16 protein-coding genes and 2 pseudogenes are annotated in these 15,754 nt (G+C 59.5%); 8 read left to right on the top strand and 10 right to left on the bottom strand.

Annotated elements, in window-relative coordinates:
• Positions 1–30: 30 nt before the first annotated feature.
• Positions 31–1,110, bottom strand: a complete 1,080-nt coding sequence (locus tag MJP36_RS22335; protein WP_244384019.1) for an SDR family oxidoreductase — start codon at positions 1,108–1,110, stop codon at positions 31–33.
• A 74-nt stretch (positions 1,111–1,184) separates the two neighbouring features.
• Between MJP36_RS22335 and MJP36_RS22330 the strand changes: the two genes are divergently transcribed.
• Complete coding sequence (locus MJP36_RS22330; RefSeq protein WP_060753175.1) at positions 1,185–1,589, top strand: MerR family transcriptional regulator; 405 nt, start codon at positions 1,185–1,187, stop codon at positions 1,587–1,589.
• 128 nt (positions 1,590–1,717) lie between these two features.
• Entirely contained in the window at positions 1,718–1,939 is a 222-nt protein-coding gene (locus tag MJP36_RS22325; RefSeq protein ID WP_060753176.1) for a hypothetical protein, read from the top strand.
• A 76-nt stretch (positions 1,940–2,015) separates the two neighbouring features.
• Here MJP36_RS22325 and MJP36_RS22320 read toward each other — a convergent pair whose 3' ends face one another.
• Complete coding sequence (locus tag MJP36_RS22320) at positions 2,016–3,203, bottom strand: MFS transporter (RefSeq protein ID WP_090366124.1); 1,188 nt, start codon at positions 3,201–3,203, stop codon at positions 2,016–2,018.
• Positions 3,204–3,687: 484 nt separating this feature from the next.
• Here MJP36_RS22320 and mqo point away from each other — a divergent pair, with 484 nt between their 5' ends.
• Entirely contained in the window at positions 3,688–5,334 is a 1,647-nt protein-coding gene (gene mqo / locus MJP36_RS22315; protein WP_090366123.1) for a malate dehydrogenase (quinone), read from the top strand.
• A gap of 66 nt (positions 5,335–5,400) precedes the next feature.
• Here the strand turns inward: mqo and MJP36_RS22310 are convergent, their stop codons facing one another.
• Positions 5,401–6,066, bottom strand: a complete 666-nt coding sequence (locus MJP36_RS22310) for an NADPH-dependent F420 reductase (protein ID WP_234016617.1) — start codon at positions 6,064–6,066, stop codon at positions 5,401–5,403.
• Between the two features lie 98 nt (positions 6,067–6,164).
• Between MJP36_RS22310 and MJP36_RS22305 the strand changes: the two genes are divergently transcribed.
• Both MJP36_RS22305 and MJP36_RS22300 read left to right on the top strand, forming a co-directional pair.
• A complete protein-coding gene (locus tag MJP36_RS22305; protein ID WP_244384018.1) occupies positions 6,165–7,061 on the top strand; it encodes a LysR family transcriptional regulator in 897 nt (298 codons plus the stop codon).
• A gap of 128 nt (positions 7,062–7,189) precedes the next feature.
• Positions 7,190–7,519, top strand: coding sequence for a hypothetical protein (locus MJP36_RS22300; protein WP_244384017.1), 330 nt, complete (start codon positions 7,190–7,192; stop codon positions 7,517–7,519).
• Positions 7,520–7,526: 7 nt separating this feature from the next.
• Here the strand turns inward: MJP36_RS22300 and MJP36_RS22295 are convergent, their stop codons facing one another.
• From MJP36_RS22295 to MJP36_RS22275, 5 genes are all read right to left on the bottom strand, one after another.
• Positions 7,527–7,871 (bottom strand): hypothetical protein, encoded by a 345-nt coding sequence (locus MJP36_RS22295; RefSeq protein WP_161548877.1) that lies wholly within the window; start codon positions 7,869–7,871, stop codon positions 7,527–7,529.
• Between the two features lie 100 nt (positions 7,872–7,971).
• A complete protein-coding gene (locus MJP36_RS22290) occupies positions 7,972–8,367 on the bottom strand; it encodes a PIN domain-containing protein (RefSeq protein ID WP_244384016.1) in 396 nt (131 codons plus the stop codon).
• Positions 8,364–8,621 (bottom strand): AbrB/MazE/SpoVT family DNA-binding domain-containing protein, encoded by a 258-nt coding sequence (locus tag MJP36_RS22285; protein ID WP_060753183.1) that lies wholly within the window; start codon positions 8,619–8,621, stop codon positions 8,364–8,366. The genes MJP36_RS22290 and MJP36_RS22285 overlap by 4 nt, the downstream gene beginning before the upstream one ends.
• A 287-nt stretch (positions 8,622–8,908) precedes the next feature.
• Positions 8,909–10,282, bottom strand: a complete 1,374-nt coding sequence (ppnN, locus tag MJP36_RS22280) for a nucleotide 5'-monophosphate nucleosidase PpnN (protein ID WP_060753184.1) — start codon at positions 10,280–10,282, stop codon at positions 8,909–8,911.
• A 151-nt stretch (positions 10,283–10,433) separates the two neighbouring features.
• Entirely contained in the window at positions 10,434–11,258 is an 825-nt protein-coding gene (locus MJP36_RS22275; protein WP_060753185.1) for an aspartyl/asparaginyl beta-hydroxylase domain-containing protein, read from the bottom strand.
• Positions 11,259–11,521: 263 nt separating this feature from the next.
• Here MJP36_RS22275 and fabV point away from each other — a divergent pair, with 263 nt between their 5' ends.
• Together fabV and MJP36_RS22265 are read left to right on the top strand one after the other, a co-directional pair.
• A complete protein-coding gene (gene fabV, locus MJP36_RS22270) occupies positions 11,522–12,715 on the top strand; it encodes an enoyl-ACP reductase FabV (RefSeq protein ID WP_244384015.1) in 1,194 nt (397 codons plus the stop codon).
• 146 nt (positions 12,716–12,861) lie between these two features.
• A pseudogene (locus MJP36_RS22265) lies at positions 12,862–13,263 on the top strand (HAD family hydrolase); the annotation flags it as partial.
• A gap of 43 nt (positions 13,264–13,306) precedes the next feature.
• On the opposite strand, the gene MJP36_RS22260 reads toward MJP36_RS22265, so the two are convergent.
• Positions 13,307–14,458, bottom strand: coding sequence for an integrase core domain-containing protein (locus MJP36_RS22260; protein WP_060753173.1), 1,152 nt, complete (start codon positions 14,456–14,458; stop codon positions 13,307–13,309).
• Positions 14,459–14,540: 82 nt separating this feature from the next.
• On the opposite strand from MJP36_RS22260, the pseudogene MJP36_RS22255 reads away from it, so the two are divergent.
• Positions 14,541–14,768: pseudogene (locus MJP36_RS22255) on the top strand (HAD-IA family hydrolase); the annotation flags it as partial.
• Here MJP36_RS22255 and MJP36_RS22250 read toward each other — a convergent pair.
• Positions 14,765–15,670, bottom strand: a complete 906-nt coding sequence (locus MJP36_RS22250; RefSeq protein ID WP_161548796.1) for a LysR family transcriptional regulator — start codon at positions 15,668–15,670, stop codon at positions 14,765–14,767. The pseudogene MJP36_RS22255 and the gene MJP36_RS22250 overlap by 4 nt on opposite strands.
• Positions 15,671–15,754 lie beyond the last annotated feature (84 nt).

Genomic DNA, 15,754 nt, shown 5'->3' with positions numbered 1-15,754 from the left:
AAACACCAGCTCCGGATGCCCACAAATAAGTCAGCGAAACTCGCCCATGGCTATGCCCTGCGACTTGACGAACACCGCCGTACGCCGCAAAGCCGCACCTACATCCGGTTTGGCTATCCCATGCCTGCCTGCAAACTCCTCCACCGCCGCCGTATCAAAACGCGTGGTCTGAATGAAGTCCAAAGCCTCCACACTGGTATTCAAAAAACGCGCGACGGGAGGAATCTTCAGCAGCCATTTCAGCAATCGCAGCGGAATGTGATGCCTGGGAGGCTTCAAGCTGATGGCTTGTGCCACCTGTGCCAGAAGTTCGCGCAAGTTGGGCGTCTGGGCATCCAGTGCCAGCAGTTCCTGGCCTTTCATGGCCGGGTCAAAAGCACTGGCCACCACCAACTCGACCAGATAATCCACGGTGACCAGCGGCAGCCAGTGTTCGGCGGTGCCGGGCACGGCGGTCAGCTTTCCCTGCATAAGGCTTCGTATCAGCTCCATCAGTGGCTGACCTTCGAGGATATGACCGGTGCGGCTGTGGCCACACACCGTGGCGGGATGGACGACGGTCACGTCTGCGCCCTTGGCGGACATCAACTCCAGGGTCGCAAAGTGTGCCTCCAGCTTGCTCCCCTCGTAAGCGCCGACGCGCCGGTAGAGGGCGGGCCAATGGGTCAGCTCGGGATGATGAGGATCAATGCCTATGCGTTGCAGGTGTTCATGGTTTTTCAGCATGAAGCCGCCGATCATCACTAACCGGCTTTTTTGCTCCGCCGCCAATAGCGCCACGCGCTTGGCGCCTTCCACATTCACCGCACGTGAATGCTCCAACGAGAGCCCCCAGGCAAAGTGGGCGCCCAGGTGAAATACCACGCGGGCTTGCCTCAGCCTTTCGCGGTCGGCAAGGCTCAGCCCGAGGTTGTCCTGCTCCAGGTCGCCAGCCACGGCCAATACCCGGGACGCGTTCCCTCCCAATTGGTCGACTTGTTCGCGCAGTGCGGCAAGACGCTCTGGCCGGCGCATCAACACCTGTACGGTGTGACCTTTTGCACTCAGGTGCGCCACCAGATGTTGGCCGATGAAGCCGGTACCCCCTGTGACGAAGCACTCCACGCTCATTTCTATGTTCCTTGGGTCAGGTGAGAAATCAAGCGTAAACTGTCGACCCAACTCTACAGTCAAGTGTTGTTTTCATGAAAATAGGCGAACTTGAGGCGCGCAGCGGTGCCAGCCGCCATACGCTGCGTTACTACGAACAGATCGGCTTGATCTCAGCGCAACGGCGAACCAACAATTATCGTATTTATACCGAGCAAACCCTGCAGGACCTGGACTTTATCCAGCGTGCGCAAAGCATGGGGTTTTCCCTCGGGGAAATAGGCGAGATTCTCGATGCGCAGCGCAACCAGCTGATCGATTGTGCTGACGGCGCCAAGTTGATTGAAAAGAAGATGGCGCAGATCCAGCAGAAAATCGCCAACCTCCAAAGCATTTATCAGTATCTGGACCAAGAGCGCGCCAACCTCGAGGCCAGTGCGGCCAGGCAGCTTGAACTTCAGCGACTGAGCAACACTTCCCCTTCAACGCTTGGCGGCTAGATAGCGAAGGCGGCAACCTGAACCCCTGCTGTCGCGCAGTGAAATTTCATCATTCCCCGTGCCTTTGAAGTCTACGATCCTCTTCAAGAGAGGACCCACGCGCCTCCAGCCCACAGGGAACTGAAAACATGATCTCGAACCTCGTCAAAATCGTGATGGTTGCAGGCACGTTGCTGTTGAGCGCGTGTTCGTCAGGGTCGTCCGGCGTGAGTAGCGACCCGTGTTTCTCGGGCGGATGCCAGGCGTTTGGCGACCACAGCCCGAGCAAAGCCGCCAAGATGAATTTTGGCGGCAGTGGGCTGGGGAGCAGTTATGGGGAGTATGGGTCGGGGTTGTTGCATGATGATTGAGGAAGGCGGGGTCAGCCGTTAGTGTGTTGACTGACCCACTGCTCTCGGGAGCAAGCCCCCTCCCACCGTTGGCGTTTCAGTGGCCGCCTTTCATGCGGCGGGCGATGAGGTAGAGGCCCAGGCCGACCAGGGCGGTCGCCGCGCCGATGTAGCCGGTGCTTGTCCAGCCATAACCCGCCGTGATTGCCATGCCGCCGAACCACGGCCCCAGTGCGTTCGCCAGGTTGAACGCGGCATGATTCGACGCCGCCGCCAGGCTCGGGGCTTCGTGGGCGATGTCCATCAGACGGATCTGCAGCGGTGCCGCCAGGGCCACCATGGTGCCGACCAATCCCATGCTCAGCAGTACGCTCCACAGTGACGCCGCCGCGAAGGGGAAGAACAGCAACACGGCCATCGACCACACCAATATCAAGCCCACCGCACGAAACTGCAGGCGGTCAAACAGCTTGCCGCCGGCAATGTTGCCGATGATCCCGCCCACGCCAAACGCTGCCAGCCCGAACGGAATCCACTGTGGCGACACTCGGGTCACTTCGAGCATGGTCGGGGCGAGGTAGCTGAATACGCAGAACATCCCGGCAAACCCGATGGCGCCAATCGACAGCGCCATCCACACCTGCGGTTTGGTGAACGCGCGCATCTCCTTGCGCGGGTCGCTGCGTTGTTCATCGTGGCGGTGCGGCACGAATTGCCAGACCAGCGCGATGGTGCACAAGGCAATCACGCTGACCAGCCCGAACGCCGAGCGCCAACCCAGGTGCTGGCCGAGGAAGGTGGCGATGGGGTTGCCCAGCAGCATGGCCAGGGTCAGGCCCATCATCACGCGGGCGACCGCGCCGGCGCGTTTGTCGTTGGGCACCATGCTGGAGGCGACCACGGCGGCAATCCCGAAGTAGGCACCGTGGGGCAGGCCGCTGATGAAGCGGAAGGCCACCAGCGAGCCGAAGGTCGGGGTGAAGGCGGTGGCGAGGTTGCCCAGGGCATACAGGCCCATCAGTAACAGCAACATGTGTTTGCGCAGCAACTTGGCGCCGAGAATCGCCAGCAATGGGGCGCCGACCATGACGCCCAGGGCGTAGGCGCTGATGGCGTGGCCGACTTGCGGTTCACTCAAATTCAAATTGTGGGCGATATCGGGCATCAAGCCCATGATGGCGAATTCGCCGGTGCCGATCGCGAAAGCGCCCACGGCCATGGCCGCTTCCATTTTGGCGGCGCTACGCGCGGGCAGCACATGCCCGGGTGTTTGCTGGATAGTCATGGGTAACTCTAGTTGGGATGGAACGCACGAAGGAGAGCCGTCGATGCTACGCAAGCGGCGGCGAAACTGTCTAGAACAGCCTTTTGCGTAAACGTTCCAACCCTGTGACTCCACGTCGCGCCTGCCAGGCTTGACACGCGCGCGCCAAAACCGGCGATTTAGAGCTGTCAATTGGCCAAACGACGCATAAACACTGTTCAGCGTGATATTCTGCGCGCCGTCTTGGTCTAGTCTTGCCCTGGTGCGTACACCCGTATACGTCCCGGCGGTTGGCTGTCGCCCAGGTAGCTGAAGCCAATAATGATAAGAAGTCAGCGCAGAAGGGACATAACAGTGAGGCCGATCCAATCGGCCTTGTGTGCCCACCCTGCGGTCCTCATGTGATTGTGCGAACCCCGCGTTACGTTGCCTGACGTAGCGTGATCGAGGGTTGCCCAGGATCAGGGGCGGCGGGGCGGATGGCGTTTTATCATAGGTGCTACAGATGTTTAAGAAAGTAAACACTGCCCTGCTGGGGCTGGCTTTGTCGATGGGGATCACGTCCGTTCAAGCGGAAGAGGCAAAGAAAGTCGATGTGCTGCTGATCGGCGGCGGCATCATGAGTGCGACCCTGGGTGTCTGGCTCAACGAGCTGGAGCCGGGCTGGTCGATGGAGATGGTCGAGCGTCTTGATGGCGTGGCCGAAGAAAGCTCCAACGGCTGGAACAACGCCGGTACCGGTCACTCGGCCCTGGCTGAGCTGAACTACACCCCGGAAAACAAGGACGGCGTTGTTGAGATCCCGAAAGCGATCGAGATCAACGAAGCGTTCCAGATTTCCCGTCAGTTCTGGTCCTGGCAGGTCCAGCAGGGCGTGCTGAAGAACCCACGTTCGTTCATCAACTCCACACCACACATGAGCTTTGTGTGGGGCGATGACAACATCAAGTTCCTCAAGAAGCGCTACGAAGCCCTGAAGGCGAGCCCGTTGTTCGCCGGCATGCAGTACTCCGAAGACCCGGCGCAGATCGCCAAATGGGTTCCGCTGATGATGGAAGGGCGTGACCCGAACCAGAAAATCGCGGCCACCTGGTCTCCGATCGGTACCGACATGAACTTCGGCGAGATCACCCGCCAGTTTGTTGCCCACCTGCAAACCACGCCGAAGTTCGACCTGAAACTGTCGAGCGAAGTGCAGGACATCACCAAGAACGCCGACGGTTCGTGGCGTGTGAGCTACAAAAACCTGAAAGACGGCACCAAGACTGAAACCGACGCCAAGTTCGTGTTCATCGGCGCTGGTGGCGGTGCACTGCACCTGCTGCAGAAGTCGGGCATTCCTGAAGCCAAGGAATACGCAGGCTTCCCAGTGGGTGGCTCGTTCCTGGTGACCGATAACCCAGCCGTGGCCGAGCAGCACCTGGCCAAGGCTTACGGTAAAGCCTCGGTAGGTTCGCCGCCGATGTCGGTTCCGCACCTGGACACCCGCGTGCTGGATGGCAAGCGCGTGATCCTGTTTGGCCCATTTGCAACCTTCTCGACCAAGTTCCTCAAGGAAGGCTCGTACCTGGACCTGCTGACCAGCACCACCACCCACAACATCTGGCCAATGACCAAAGTCGGTATTCGTGAATACCCACTGGTCGAGTACCTTGCCGGCCAGCTGATGCTGTCGGACGACGACCGCTTCAAGGCACTGCAAGAGTACTTCCCGAACGCCAAGAAAGAAGACTGGCGCCTGTGGCAAGCCGGTCAGCGCGTGCAGATCATCAAGCGTGACGAAGAGCAGGGCGGCGTCCTGAAACTCGGTACCGAAGTGGTCAGTTCCGAAGACAACACCATCGCCGGCCTGTTGGGTGCATCGCCAGGCGCGTCCACCGCGGCTCCGATCATGCTGACCGTGCTGCAGAAAGTGTTCAAGGACAAGGTGGCGACCCCTGAGTGGCAGGCCAAGCTGCATCAGATCGTACCGAGCTACGGTACCAAGCTGAATGACAGCCCTGAGGCGGTTGCCAAGGAATGGGCCTACACGGCCGGCGTCCTGCAACTGACCCCTCCGCCAGCCATCCCGCAACTGGCCGCACCAAAGGCCACCGAGGCTGCCAAGCCTGCGGCTGAGCCGAGCAAGCCTGCATCCGACCTGGCGCTGTAAGCCAAGCCTGATGTAAACAGCCCGCTGAACCGGTGACGGTCAGCGGGCTTTTTTGTGCACGGGCGTTTACCGGCGGGTGCGTTCGACGGCAGGCAGTTCAACGGTACGTTCGGCCTTGGCCAGCGCGGCTTCCAGGCCCGCCTTATCAAGCGGGATGCAGTACGCGGGTTTACCCCGTTCAAAGCGCCAACTGTCATCCAGCCCGCCGGCATCCACAGCATCGAAGCCGAGTTCGTCGAGCAACCTAATCACCTGCGCCTTGGCGGCCGTGTCGTCCGCAGCGACCGGCAGGGCACGCCGGTCCGACGCACCGTGGGGGCGAGCGTCCTGGGTCAGGTCGGGGGCAAATATCGCGTTGAACACCTTCACCACCTGCGCGTGCGGCAGGTGCTCGGCGAGCAGCCGGCTGGTGGTGGTTTCAAAGCGGTCTAGCGCCGGGATATGCCCGTCACGGTTCGGGTAGTAGTTATTGGCGTCCATCACCACCTTGCCCTCCAGCCATTTCGCCGGGACGCTGCGGTAGTGCTCCAGGGGGATGGCCACCAGCACCACATCGCCAAATCGGGCGGCATCCTCCGCGCTGCCCACCTGCACGCCCGGAATACCGCTGGGCACGCTGCTCATGGTCTGCGGGCCACGAGAGTTGCTCAACATCACCTCATGCCCGGCGGCCAGGGCCAATTCGGCCACGGCCCGTCCGATAAAGCCTGCGCCTATTACGCCAATCTTCATGTCCTTGCTCCTGTGAACGGGGGAGCGGTTATGATGATTGGCAACCAACTGTCGATAAATGAGCATTTTGGTGTCGATGTTGTTACTGGGAGTAGGCAATGATGGACCGTCTTTCAAGCATGCACGCCTTTGTCATGGCCGCCGAGTCGGGCTCCTATGCACGTGCTGCCGAGCGTTTGAATATGTCGCCGCAAATGGTCGCCAAGCATGTCACCGCGCTGGAGCAGCGCCTGGGTGCGCGCCTGCTTAACCGCACCACACGCCGGCAAAGCCTGACGGAACTGGGGAGTGCGTACTACGAGCGTTGCAAGCACATCCTCACCGAAGCCGACGCCGCCGACTCGCTCGCGCAGATCATGAACGACACGCCGCGTGGCAAGCTGAGGATCACCGCCCCGGTAACGTTTGGCTCCTATAGCCTGATGCCACTGATCACGGCGTTCCTGCGTGACCACCCAGAGGTGGAAATCGACCTGCACCTGACAGACCGTTTCGTCGACCTGGTGGAGGAAGGTTATGAGGTGGCCTTTCGCATCGGCCCGCTGGCCACCACCAGCCTCACGGCGAGGCCTTTGGCACCTTATCGCCTGGTGGTCTGCGCGGCACCGGCTTACCTCGCGGCACGCGGTACACCGCTGATACCGGCAGACCTTGAGCAGCATGAATGCCTGGGCTACGCCTACTGGTCGCGCCCGGCAGATCGCAAATGGCTGTTTCACCAAGGTGCGGCCACTCACGAGGTGGCGGTCTCCAGCCGTTTGCGGATCAATGAAAGCCGGGCCTTGATGTCGGCTGCGCTGGATGGTTTTGGTATTGTCCTGGGCCCCGAGGATTTCTTGCGTACGGCGCTGGCCAGAGGCGAGCTGGTGCGTGTATTGCCGGCCTTCGACGCACCGAGTCGCCCGATGCACCTGGTCTACACCGCAAACCGGCAACGCACGGCCAAGCTACGGTGTTTTGTCGAAGCCGTGGTGCAACGTTTTGGCCCGCCTTAAGGTGCCCGCCGTTCAGCCCGCCGACAGACACTACCTGTTAAAAAGAACTCAGAGCCAAGCAGGAGCGAGGCTGTAGGAAGGGGGAATTTTCAGTGTGTTTGTGGGGCGACAACGCCCGAGGGTTTTTTATGTTGCTACGTTATGCGGCATTGGCGGCAGTCGTCGTCGCGGCGTCCGGGTGTGTGCAAGAGCGTGTGGTGCATGAGCGCGGGCAGGTACAACGTGAGTATGTCGAGGTCGTTGCGCCGCAACCGCCGCCGGTTCAAGTGATCGAGGTCGAGCCGCCGGCACGTTACGGCTATGTCTGGTCGCGCGGTTACTGGCGTTGGCAGGGCGGGCGTTACGTGGCGGTGCATGGCCACTGGGAGCCGGTTCGCGAAGGCTACCGCTATGTGCATCCGCACTGGGTGCAACGTAGTGACGGCTACCACTGGCAGGGTGGTGGCTGGGTCCGCTAAGCCTTGGCTAGCTCGGCTTCTGGGTGCCTAGAAGCCGAACCTCGCGCAGCAATGCGGCGCCGAGCTGGTCGGTGCCCAGTTCCCTGTATCCCACGGCCTTGATGTCGCCGTTTTCTTCGGCCTGGATGATGATCACCGGCGTTTCCTTGCCGGTGGCCTCGTCGACGTGCAAGGCGTACTGCGGGATATCCAGTTTGATCGGCGTACCCGCTGCCTTGCCTTTCACGTTGATCAGGAAGGCCGCACAGCCCGTATCGACATCTACGCTGGTGGCAGAACGGCCGCTGACGAAACAGCTTTGCGGCAGATCGGGCCAGGTGATGCTGTCGGCAATGGCCAGTGCAGGGGCCATGCTCAAGATTGCGAAAAGCAGCTTGCGCACGTGAGTGTTTCTCTTGATCAGGTCTGAACGCGGTTTTACCAAAGCCTGGGCGCTACCGCAACGCGATGGCTCAGTTCAGGCGTTTCATCCCGGTGGCCTTGGCTGCATCCAGATCAAATGTAGCGGTGTATTCACACCCTGCCGAATGGGCGCAGCGCTCGATCAGGCAGTCGGCAAAATCGGCCTTGCTCGCGGTGAATCGCCGCAGTGCCTGCCAAACGATTTCCGCCTGTTCGATGATCAATTCGCGGGTGCGCAACAGCGTCTCCAGAACCGTCACCAATTCACTTTTGGTGCATTGGTAGCAGCTTTGTAAAACCCACACCAATTCCACTACTGACACCAGGCCGACAAAGCCTGGCGAAAGCGTGGTGAGCGATTCGATCAACTCGCATGCCTTGGGGGATTGCACGGGGTCATCCTGGGTGACGTAGCGCACCAGCACATTGGTATCCAGGCCGATCATCCGGCTTTTGCTCCTTGCGTGGCGATGGCGCGGTTCATTTCTTCGATCGAGACCGCCTTGGCAGGTTTGCGGACCAGGCCCTTGAGGTCGTGTACGGTTTTGCTGGCGGCAATAATGGAAAACCGGCCGTCTTCCATTTCGACGAACTCTACGCGGTCTCCGGTTTCCAGCCCCAGGGCTGTTCTGACCTGGACCGGAATGGTGATTTGCCCTTTTGAGGTCAGTGTGGCGGTTGCCATATTGAATATCTCCATCGTTATGCTCCTTACCTTAGGGTAAGGAATTATGGAGGACAAGATCCGTTGGTCCATAGGTGCTCTGCTGGTGTGAGTTGATCGGGACAGTTAAAAAACCATAGCCCGATTTATTCGGTCGACACGCCCGAAAACGCCTGCAAAGAGATACAGCATATGACCGACCGCCTTTTCCCACGCGGGCATTGCGCCCTGGACCACGGCCGGGGTGGCCGAACTGGCGCACCCCGGCCCGCGGGTGGAAATCAAGGGTGTGGCGATGCTGCGCGGATTACTCAGCCAGCTTTTTATTGAACCACGCGATAACACGGCACATACGCCGCGCCACCCGGTAGTTTCATGCGGTGTTGGGCTACGAATGCCTTCAACAGCTCATCCAGCGGTTTCATGATGGCCGGGTCACCATGGATCTCGTAAGGACCGTTCTGTTCGATCAGGCGGATGCCTTTGTCCTTGACGTTGCCGGCCACGATCCCGGAAAACGCGCGGCGCAGGTTGGCGGCCAGTTCATGCGGCGGCAGCGCGTGGCTCAGTTGCAGGCTGGCCATGTTGGCGTGGGTCGGGTCGAACGGGCGCTGGAAGCCTTCGTCGATCTTCAGCAGCCAGTTGAAGTGGAACGCGTCGTTGCGTTCGCGGCGGAACTGCTTCACGGCCTTGAGGCCGGCGGTCATCTGCCGTGCCACTTCGGCTGGGTTGTCGATGATGATCTGGTAGTGCTTCTGCGCCGCCTCGCCGAGGGTGGCACCGACGAACGCGTGCAATTGTTCCAGGTAGGGCGCGGCGTGTTTCGGCCCGGTGAGGATCACCGGGAACGGCAGGTCCTGGTTGTCCGGGTGCATCAGGATGCCCAGCAGGTACAGGAACTCTTCGGCCGTACCGGCGCCGCCCGGGAAGATGATGATGCCGTGGCCGACGCGCACGAAGGCTTCCAGGCGTTTTTCGATGTCCGGCAGGATCACCAGCTCGTTGACGATCGGGTTCGGCGCTTCGGCGGCGATGATGCCGGGCTCGGTCAGGCCCAGGTAACGGCCGTTGATGATGCGTTGCTTGGCGTGGGAAATGGTCGCGCCTTTCATCGGGCCTTTCATTACGCCGGGGCCGCAGCCGGTGCACACGTCAAGGCTGCGCAGGCCCAGTTCGTGCCCGACTTTCTTGGTGTATTTGTATTCTTCGGTGTTGATGGAGTGGCCGCCCCAGCACACCACGATCTTCGGTTCGACCCCGGCGCGCAGCGTACGGGCGTTGCGTAGCAGGTGGAATACGTAATCGGTGATGCCTTGGGAGTTGCTCAGGTCGATGCGCTGGCTGTCCAGCTCGTTCTCGGTGTAGATGATGTCACGCAGGGCGCTGAACAGCATCTCACGGGTGCTGGCGATCATTTCGCCATCAACGAATGCGTCGGCCGGTGCATTCAGCAGCTCCAGGCGCACGCCGCGATCCTGCTGGTGGATGCGCACTTCAAAGTCTTTGTAGGCGTCGAGGATGGTCTTGGCGTTGTCGATATGCGCGCCGGTGTTGAGGATGGCCAGGGCGCATTGGCGGAACAGGGTGTAGATGCTGCCGGTGCCGGCTTCACTCAGTTGTTGCACTTCACGTTGGGACAGGGTTTCGAGGCTGCCCTTGGGGCTGACGGAGGCATTGATGACTTGACGTTGGGGCATTCTGATTCCTTGAAAGCACAGCCATCGCCTGCCACGGGAGCGGCGATGGCCTGAGAATGGTGGGCGCCCGAATTCGGTCGCACTGGACAGTTATTCTGGCCGCCTCACAGGCTGGGCGCAAACACCGTCCGGCACCATCATGCCGCAGAACTTACTGAATCAGCTTCCAGTTTTTGTAGAAAACCCGACGCAGGGTGAAGACCAGGCCGGCAAAGCCCGAGATCACGGCGTTGAGCACGCCCGGCAGCGGGGTCGGCCGCACGATGTCGATGAACAGGCAGTAGCGTTTTGCATCGTTTTTGTTGAAGGACGCATGCATCAGCGTGTCATCGAAAATAAACAGCGGGTCGTCGTGCCAGTAGTGCTTGTGCTTGCCCACCTGGATGTAGACGCCTTCATGGTGCGGTGCCGGTGCCATGTTGTAGAGCACGCGGAACATCATGCGCAGGGGGCCGAAGTGGAAGGAGGTCGAGCGGTTCTCGTTGAATACCGAGACGCCGATGGTCTTCACAAATGGCAGTTTCTTGCGCAACTGCGGGATATCCAGGGTGGTTTCGATCGGTCGGCCGTACCATTGGAAGAACAACATGCCGCGTTTCTTCTCGGCCATGCGCTCATCCAGATAGCTGATGATTTCATCCTTGTTGGCCATGGCGTCATCGATCACCTGCTGCAGGTCCTCACGCCAGGCCGGCGGCAGGTCGCGCATGGTGTAGACGTGGCGGTTGCGGCTGCTCAACAGGTCGAACAAGGTGTTGAACGGGGCCAATATCCACGTATTGCGGCCGTTGCCGATGAAATACTTCTTGATGGTGTCGCGGTCATACAGGCCGTTGCGCAGGAAATCGTACAGGCCGCAGAACACCACCAGCAGCAGGAATACCAGGCTGGTGCGCGGGAAACAGTAGATAAACAGCAGAACGCCAAGCACCCAGGCAACTGATACCAGCTTTTTGCGAACAGCACTTTTACTCATGAAACATGGCTCCGGACCCGAAACAAAACGAAACAATCCGTCATGATAGGACTTTATAGCGGCGCCTGGCGGTTTAAATATTGCGAATTTGTGAAGCCCCGGTACATTTTTTTACAAGTGCGCTGGCCTTTATGCATTGAATTTTGAGAACAGAAGATTTGCGTCTATCGTGACGCTTCGGTTTTTCGGACGTCATAGACCGGTACGATTGAAGTTGAATGGCCACCATTGGCCTTCGGCACCTTGGAAGAGGCAGAATTTTTATGATCATCAAACCGCGGGTTCGTGGCTTTATCTGTGTGACCGCTCATCCTGTTGGCTGTGAAGCGAACGTCAAACAGCAGATCGACTACGTAACCCAGCACGGCACCATTGAAGGCGGCCCAAAAAAGGTGCTGGTCCTCGGCTCCTCCACCGGTTACGGCCTGGCCGCGCGTATCAGTGCTGCGTTTGGTTGCGGCGCCGCCACCCTGGGCGTGTTTTTTGAGAAAGAAGGCGAAGACGGCAAGTTGAGCTCCGCCGGCTGGTACAACAGCGCCGCGTTCGAGAAGTTTGCCGTCGAAAAAGGCCTGTACGCCAAGAGCATCAACGGCGACGCGTTCTCCGACGAGATCAAGCGCCTGACCATCGAAACCATCAAGAAAGACCTGGGCAAGATCGACCTGGTGGTCTACAGCCTGGCCGCGCCACGCCGTACCGACCCGCAAGGCGTGGTGCACAACTCCACCCTCAAGCCCATCGGCAAGGCAGTGACCCTGCGCGGGATCAACACCGACAAAGGCGTTGTCGTCGACACCACCCTTGAGCCTGCCACTCAGGAAGAAATCGACGGCACCGTGAAAGTCATGGGCGGCGAAGACTGGCAGCTGTGGATCGACGCCCTGCGTGACGCCGATGTGCTGGCCGAAGGCGCCAAGACCACGGCCTTCACTTACCTCGGTGAGAAGCTGACCCAGGACATCTACTGGAACGGCTCTATCGGCGAAGCCAAGAAAGACCTGGACAAGAAAGTCCTGACCCTGCGTGACAACCTCGCTGCGCTGAAGGGCGACGCCCGTGTGTCGGTACTCAAGGCCGTGGTCACCCAGGCCAGCTCGGCCATCCCGATCATGCCGCTGTACCTGTCGCTGCTGTTCAAAGTGATGAAAGAGCAGGGCACTCACGAAGGGTGCATCGAGCAGGTCTATGGCCTGTTCAAGGACAGCCTGTACGGCAAAGAGCCTAAGCTGGACGCCGACGGCCGCCTGCGCGCCGACCTGGCCGAGCTGGAACCGAAAGTCCAGGACGCCGTGGCGGCCCTGTGGAACCAGGTCACTGATGAAAACGTCAACGAGATCAGCGATTTTGCCGGCTACAAGGCGGAATTCCTGCGCTTGTTCGGCTTTGAAATCGACGGCGTGGATTACGAAGCCGACGTGAACCCGACTGTGAAGATCAATGGCCTGATTCAAGCCTGAGACGCAGTCTGAAAGCGGGAGGGGGCGTACCCCTCCCGCTTTTCCTTGTCTGAAATTGGAAGTTTCCTACCTTCGCTCGCGCTCCCCCCCTTGCTCACAATCTGCCAGACTCCTACGGCTATCAAGCCACGCTAACGGAGGATCTGATGACGATTCGTGCAGTCGTTTTTGATTTTGGCGGTGTCCTGTTCGACTGGAGCCCGCTGCATCTGTACCGCAAGCTGATTGCCGACGATCAAGAACGGCAATGGTTTCTCGACAACATCTGCACCCAAGCCTGGAACACCGAGCAAGACGCTGGTCGTACCCTGGCGGAGGGCACCCGCAGCCTGATCAGCCAATACCCTCAACATGAACCCCTGATCCAGGCCTACTACGATCGCTGGCACGAGATGTTGCGCGGCCCGCTGCCGGAAGGCGTGGCGATTCTCGAAGCGCTGCATGCAGCCGGCATGCCGTTGTTCGGGCTTACCAACTGGTCCGCCGAAACCTTCCCGTATGCGCGCGCCAACTACCCGTTCCTGCAACGTTTTCGCGACATCGTGGTGTAGAACCGTAGACATCGTTTACATCTGAAACCGGGGACATCGTTTACACATTTGAAGCTTGGACGCGAGTCATTCCCCGTCCAAGCCTCCCCAAGGGATAGTCACACAGGTAAAGATCCCAGGCATCATCTTCAGTCTCTTTCAGCCCTATTCGCTCTCCAGCTAGCGCTTCGCTAACAAATACCAGCTTGCCCTTCCACATTATCGAACCGTTCTGCCTGACGCTTCGAACCAACATTTCCGCCGGGTATTCCAAATCCGGCAAACGGCCGGGATAGGGTCGACTAGATGGCACATACAGCTCTCCAGGACGTTTCATACCGAGTGCTTCATGAGGCCGCACGTAATTGAACTCATGCCTGAAGTGCTCCAGCAAAAGCTGCTGCTCTATCAAGTTTTTCCCTAACGGCAACTCAAGTTTCAAGCTACGGTGCATTCGCTCATGGCGACCATTCTGGGCGGGTCTTCCCGGCATCGTTCGTTCCGGATAGATACCTAATCGGATCCACCAAACTGCCAAGGTGGACATTCTTGCCAAGCCCGGAGAGGCGAAGGGAACACCGTTGTCAGTACGAATGACGTCCGGCATTCCATATTCCTGAAAAAGCCTCTCAAAGGCCTGTTTTACAGGCTTGGTCATGATCTTGGGATGGGCCCTGCACGCCAAAATCATGCGGGAGGCGTGGTCTGTAACGGTCAAAGGGAAGCACATCTGTGCGTCGAGCATCTTGAATTGCCCTTTGTAGTCAGCACACCACGTCTTATTGGGTTCGTTTGCTTCTCGCATTTCTCTGTGAGAGGTGCCGTGTCGGCGCTTGAAGCGCCGTTTACTGACTAACCCGAGCCGTTCAAGCCATTGACCTGCCGTACTTGGAGAGGGCCAGGCGGTGCAAGGGTCATCGATTCGTAATAGCTCGATAATCTTCTTCGGCCCCCATTTATCGTGAGCGTCTTTCATTGCCACGATGCGGGCCAATATCTCGTCGTCAGTTTTGTTTGGGCTGTGATGGGGACGCCGGGAAAGCTCGGCCAACGACTTTAAATCGCCGTCAACATGCCGAGAAATCCATTTATCCACGGTCGGCCGACTAACGTTGAAGCGGCGTGCCAGCTGGCTTTTTGTGTAATCGCCAGAAAGCCAGTCGACGACCAGCTTGATTCGTTGGTTCATAGGGGACTCTTGGTTCCAGGGCATGATCAGTTACCTCCTGATCATGCGTGATAGCCTGTAAACCATGTCCCCGGTTAGAAATGTAAACGATGTCCCCGGTTTGTACCTGGTGTCAGGCGAGTTGAAGCAGATCAAGCCGGATGCGGCGATCTATCACGCCAGCCTGGACCAGGTGCGTGCGCATCTGCCGGATATCCAGCCAGGCGAAGTGGTGTTTATCGATGATGTCGCCGGCAATGCCGAGGCGGCTGTTGCACTCGGCTGGCAGGGCATTCACCACGTGTCGGCCGAGCGCACGGCTGCGCGTCTGCGTGAGTTGGGTGTGGCGTTCTAGCGCGCCCACTTTTCCATGACGAAGTCGACGAACGCGCGCAGTTTGGGCAGGCGATAGCGATCCTGGCGGTAAAGCAGGTGCATGGGGCGGCAGGGCAGTTGATAGTCGGTCAACAGCGCCACCAGTTTTCCGGCCTGCAGGTCGGGTTGTACGAGGGCATCAGGCAGCATCACGATGCCCATGCCCTGGACCGCCGCCTGGTGCAGGCCTTGGGAGCTGTTGATCGTCAGCGAGCCGGACACGGCAACTTCCACTTCGCCTTCCTGGCCGGTCATTCGCCATAGCTTGTCGGCATTGCGCCAGTCGTCGGTCGAGGGGTAGGCGAACGCCAGGCAATCGTGCTGTCGCAGGTCCTCGGGCACCCGCGGCGTACCGCGTCGCGCCAGGTAAATGGGTGAGGCACAGAGGGTCAGGGTGTAGTCGCGCATGGGCCTGGCGATCAGGCTTGAGGGTTCCAGCTCGCCCAGGCGAATCGCCACGTCGAAACCGCTGTCGACCAGGTCCATCCGTTGATTGTTCAGGACCACGTACAGGTTGATCAGCGGGTAGCGTTGGGAAAACTCGCTCAAGGCCGGCGACAGTCGTTCGGTGCCGAACACCGGGGGGGCGGTGATGCGCAAGGTGCCTTTGGGGACGTCGCTATGGGCTTGTTCCGCCCACTGCTCCGAGTCAGCCACCAGCCCGAGCACTTCCAGGCAACGCTGGTAATACTGCCCGCCGAATTCCGTGAGGCTCTGTTTGCGCGTGGTGCGTTTGAGCAGGCTAACCCCCAGCCTTTGTTCCAGGGCGCGCAAGTGGTTGCCGACCATGGTGGTCGACATGCCGCAGGCGTGGGCGGCGGCGGTCATGCTGCCGGCCTCCACCACCTTCACGTACACCGTCATTGCCTGGAACAGATCCATTATCAAGCCCTGATTTAAAGTCCTTGCACGATTGCACAGTTTATCCAGCATGAGTGGCTAACGATACTGCATCCATCACAATGA

Source organism: Pseudomonas palleroniana (assembly GCF_022836895.1).
GTDB lineage: Bacteria > Pseudomonadota > Gammaproteobacteria > Pseudomonadales > Pseudomonadaceae > Aquipseudomonas > Aquipseudomonas palleroniana.
The sequence above is the reverse complement of the archived record's forward strand: the minus strand, read 5'-3'. Positions and strand labels throughout refer to the sequence as shown.

Excerpts from the sequence above, each read along its gene's own strand:
- MJP36_RS22250 (WP_161548796.1), bottom strand. The coding sequence starts at position 15,670 with ATGGATCTGTTCCAGGCAATGACGGTGTACGTGAAGGTGGTGGAGGCC.
- MJP36_RS22275 (WP_060753185.1), bottom strand. The coding sequence starts at position 11,258 with ATGAGTAAAAGTGCTGTTCGCAAAAAGCTGGTATCAGTTGCCTGGGTG.
- fabV (WP_244384015.1), top strand. The coding sequence starts at position 11,522 with ATGATCATCAAACCGCGGGTTCGTGGCTTTATCTGTGTGACCGCTCAT.
- MJP36_RS22330 (WP_060753175.1), top strand. The coding sequence starts at position 1,185 with ATGAAAATAGGCGAACTTGAGGCGCGCAGCGGTGCCAGCCGCCATACG.
- MJP36_RS22320 (WP_090366124.1), bottom strand. The coding sequence starts at position 3,203 with ATGACTATCCAGCAAACACCCGGGCATGTGCTGCCCGCGCGTAGCGCC.
- mqo (WP_090366123.1), top strand. The coding sequence starts at position 3,688 with ATGTTTAAGAAAGTAAACACTGCCCTGCTGGGGCTGGCTTTGTCGATG.
- MJP36_RS22305 (WP_244384018.1), top strand. The coding sequence starts at position 6,165 with ATGATGGACCGTCTTTCAAGCATGCACGCCTTTGTCATGGCCGCCGAG.
- ppnN (WP_060753184.1), bottom strand. The coding sequence starts at position 10,282 with ATGCCCCAACGTCAAGTCATCAATGCCTCCGTCAGCCCCAAGGGCAGC.
- MJP36_RS22290 (WP_244384016.1), bottom strand. The coding sequence starts at position 8,367 with ATGATCGGCCTGGATACCAATGTGCTGGTGCGCTACGTCACCCAGGAT.
- MJP36_RS22300 (WP_244384017.1), top strand. The coding sequence starts at position 7,190 with ATGTTGCTACGTTATGCGGCATTGGCGGCAGTCGTCGTCGCGGCGTCC.
- MJP36_RS22335 (WP_244384019.1), bottom strand. The coding sequence starts at position 1,110 with ATGAGCGTGGAGTGCTTCGTCACAGGGGGTACCGGCTTCATCGGCCAA.
- MJP36_RS22325 (WP_060753176.1), top strand. The coding sequence starts at position 1,718 with ATGATCTCGAACCTCGTCAAAATCGTGATGGTTGCAGGCACGTTGCTG.
- MJP36_RS22260 (WP_060753173.1), bottom strand. The coding sequence starts at position 14,458 with ATGCCCTGGAACCAAGAGTCCCCTATGAACCAACGAATCAAGCTGGTC.
- MJP36_RS22295 (WP_161548877.1), bottom strand. The coding sequence starts at position 7,871 with ATGGCCCCTGCACTGGCCATTGCCGACAGCATCACCTGGCCCGATCTG.
- MJP36_RS22310 (WP_234016617.1), bottom strand. The coding sequence starts at position 6,066 with ATGAAGATTGGCGTAATAGGCGCAGGCTTTATCGGACGGGCCGTGGCC.
- MJP36_RS22285 (WP_060753183.1), bottom strand. The coding sequence starts at position 8,621 with ATGGAGATATTCAATATGGCAACCGCCACACTGACCTCAAAAGGGCAA.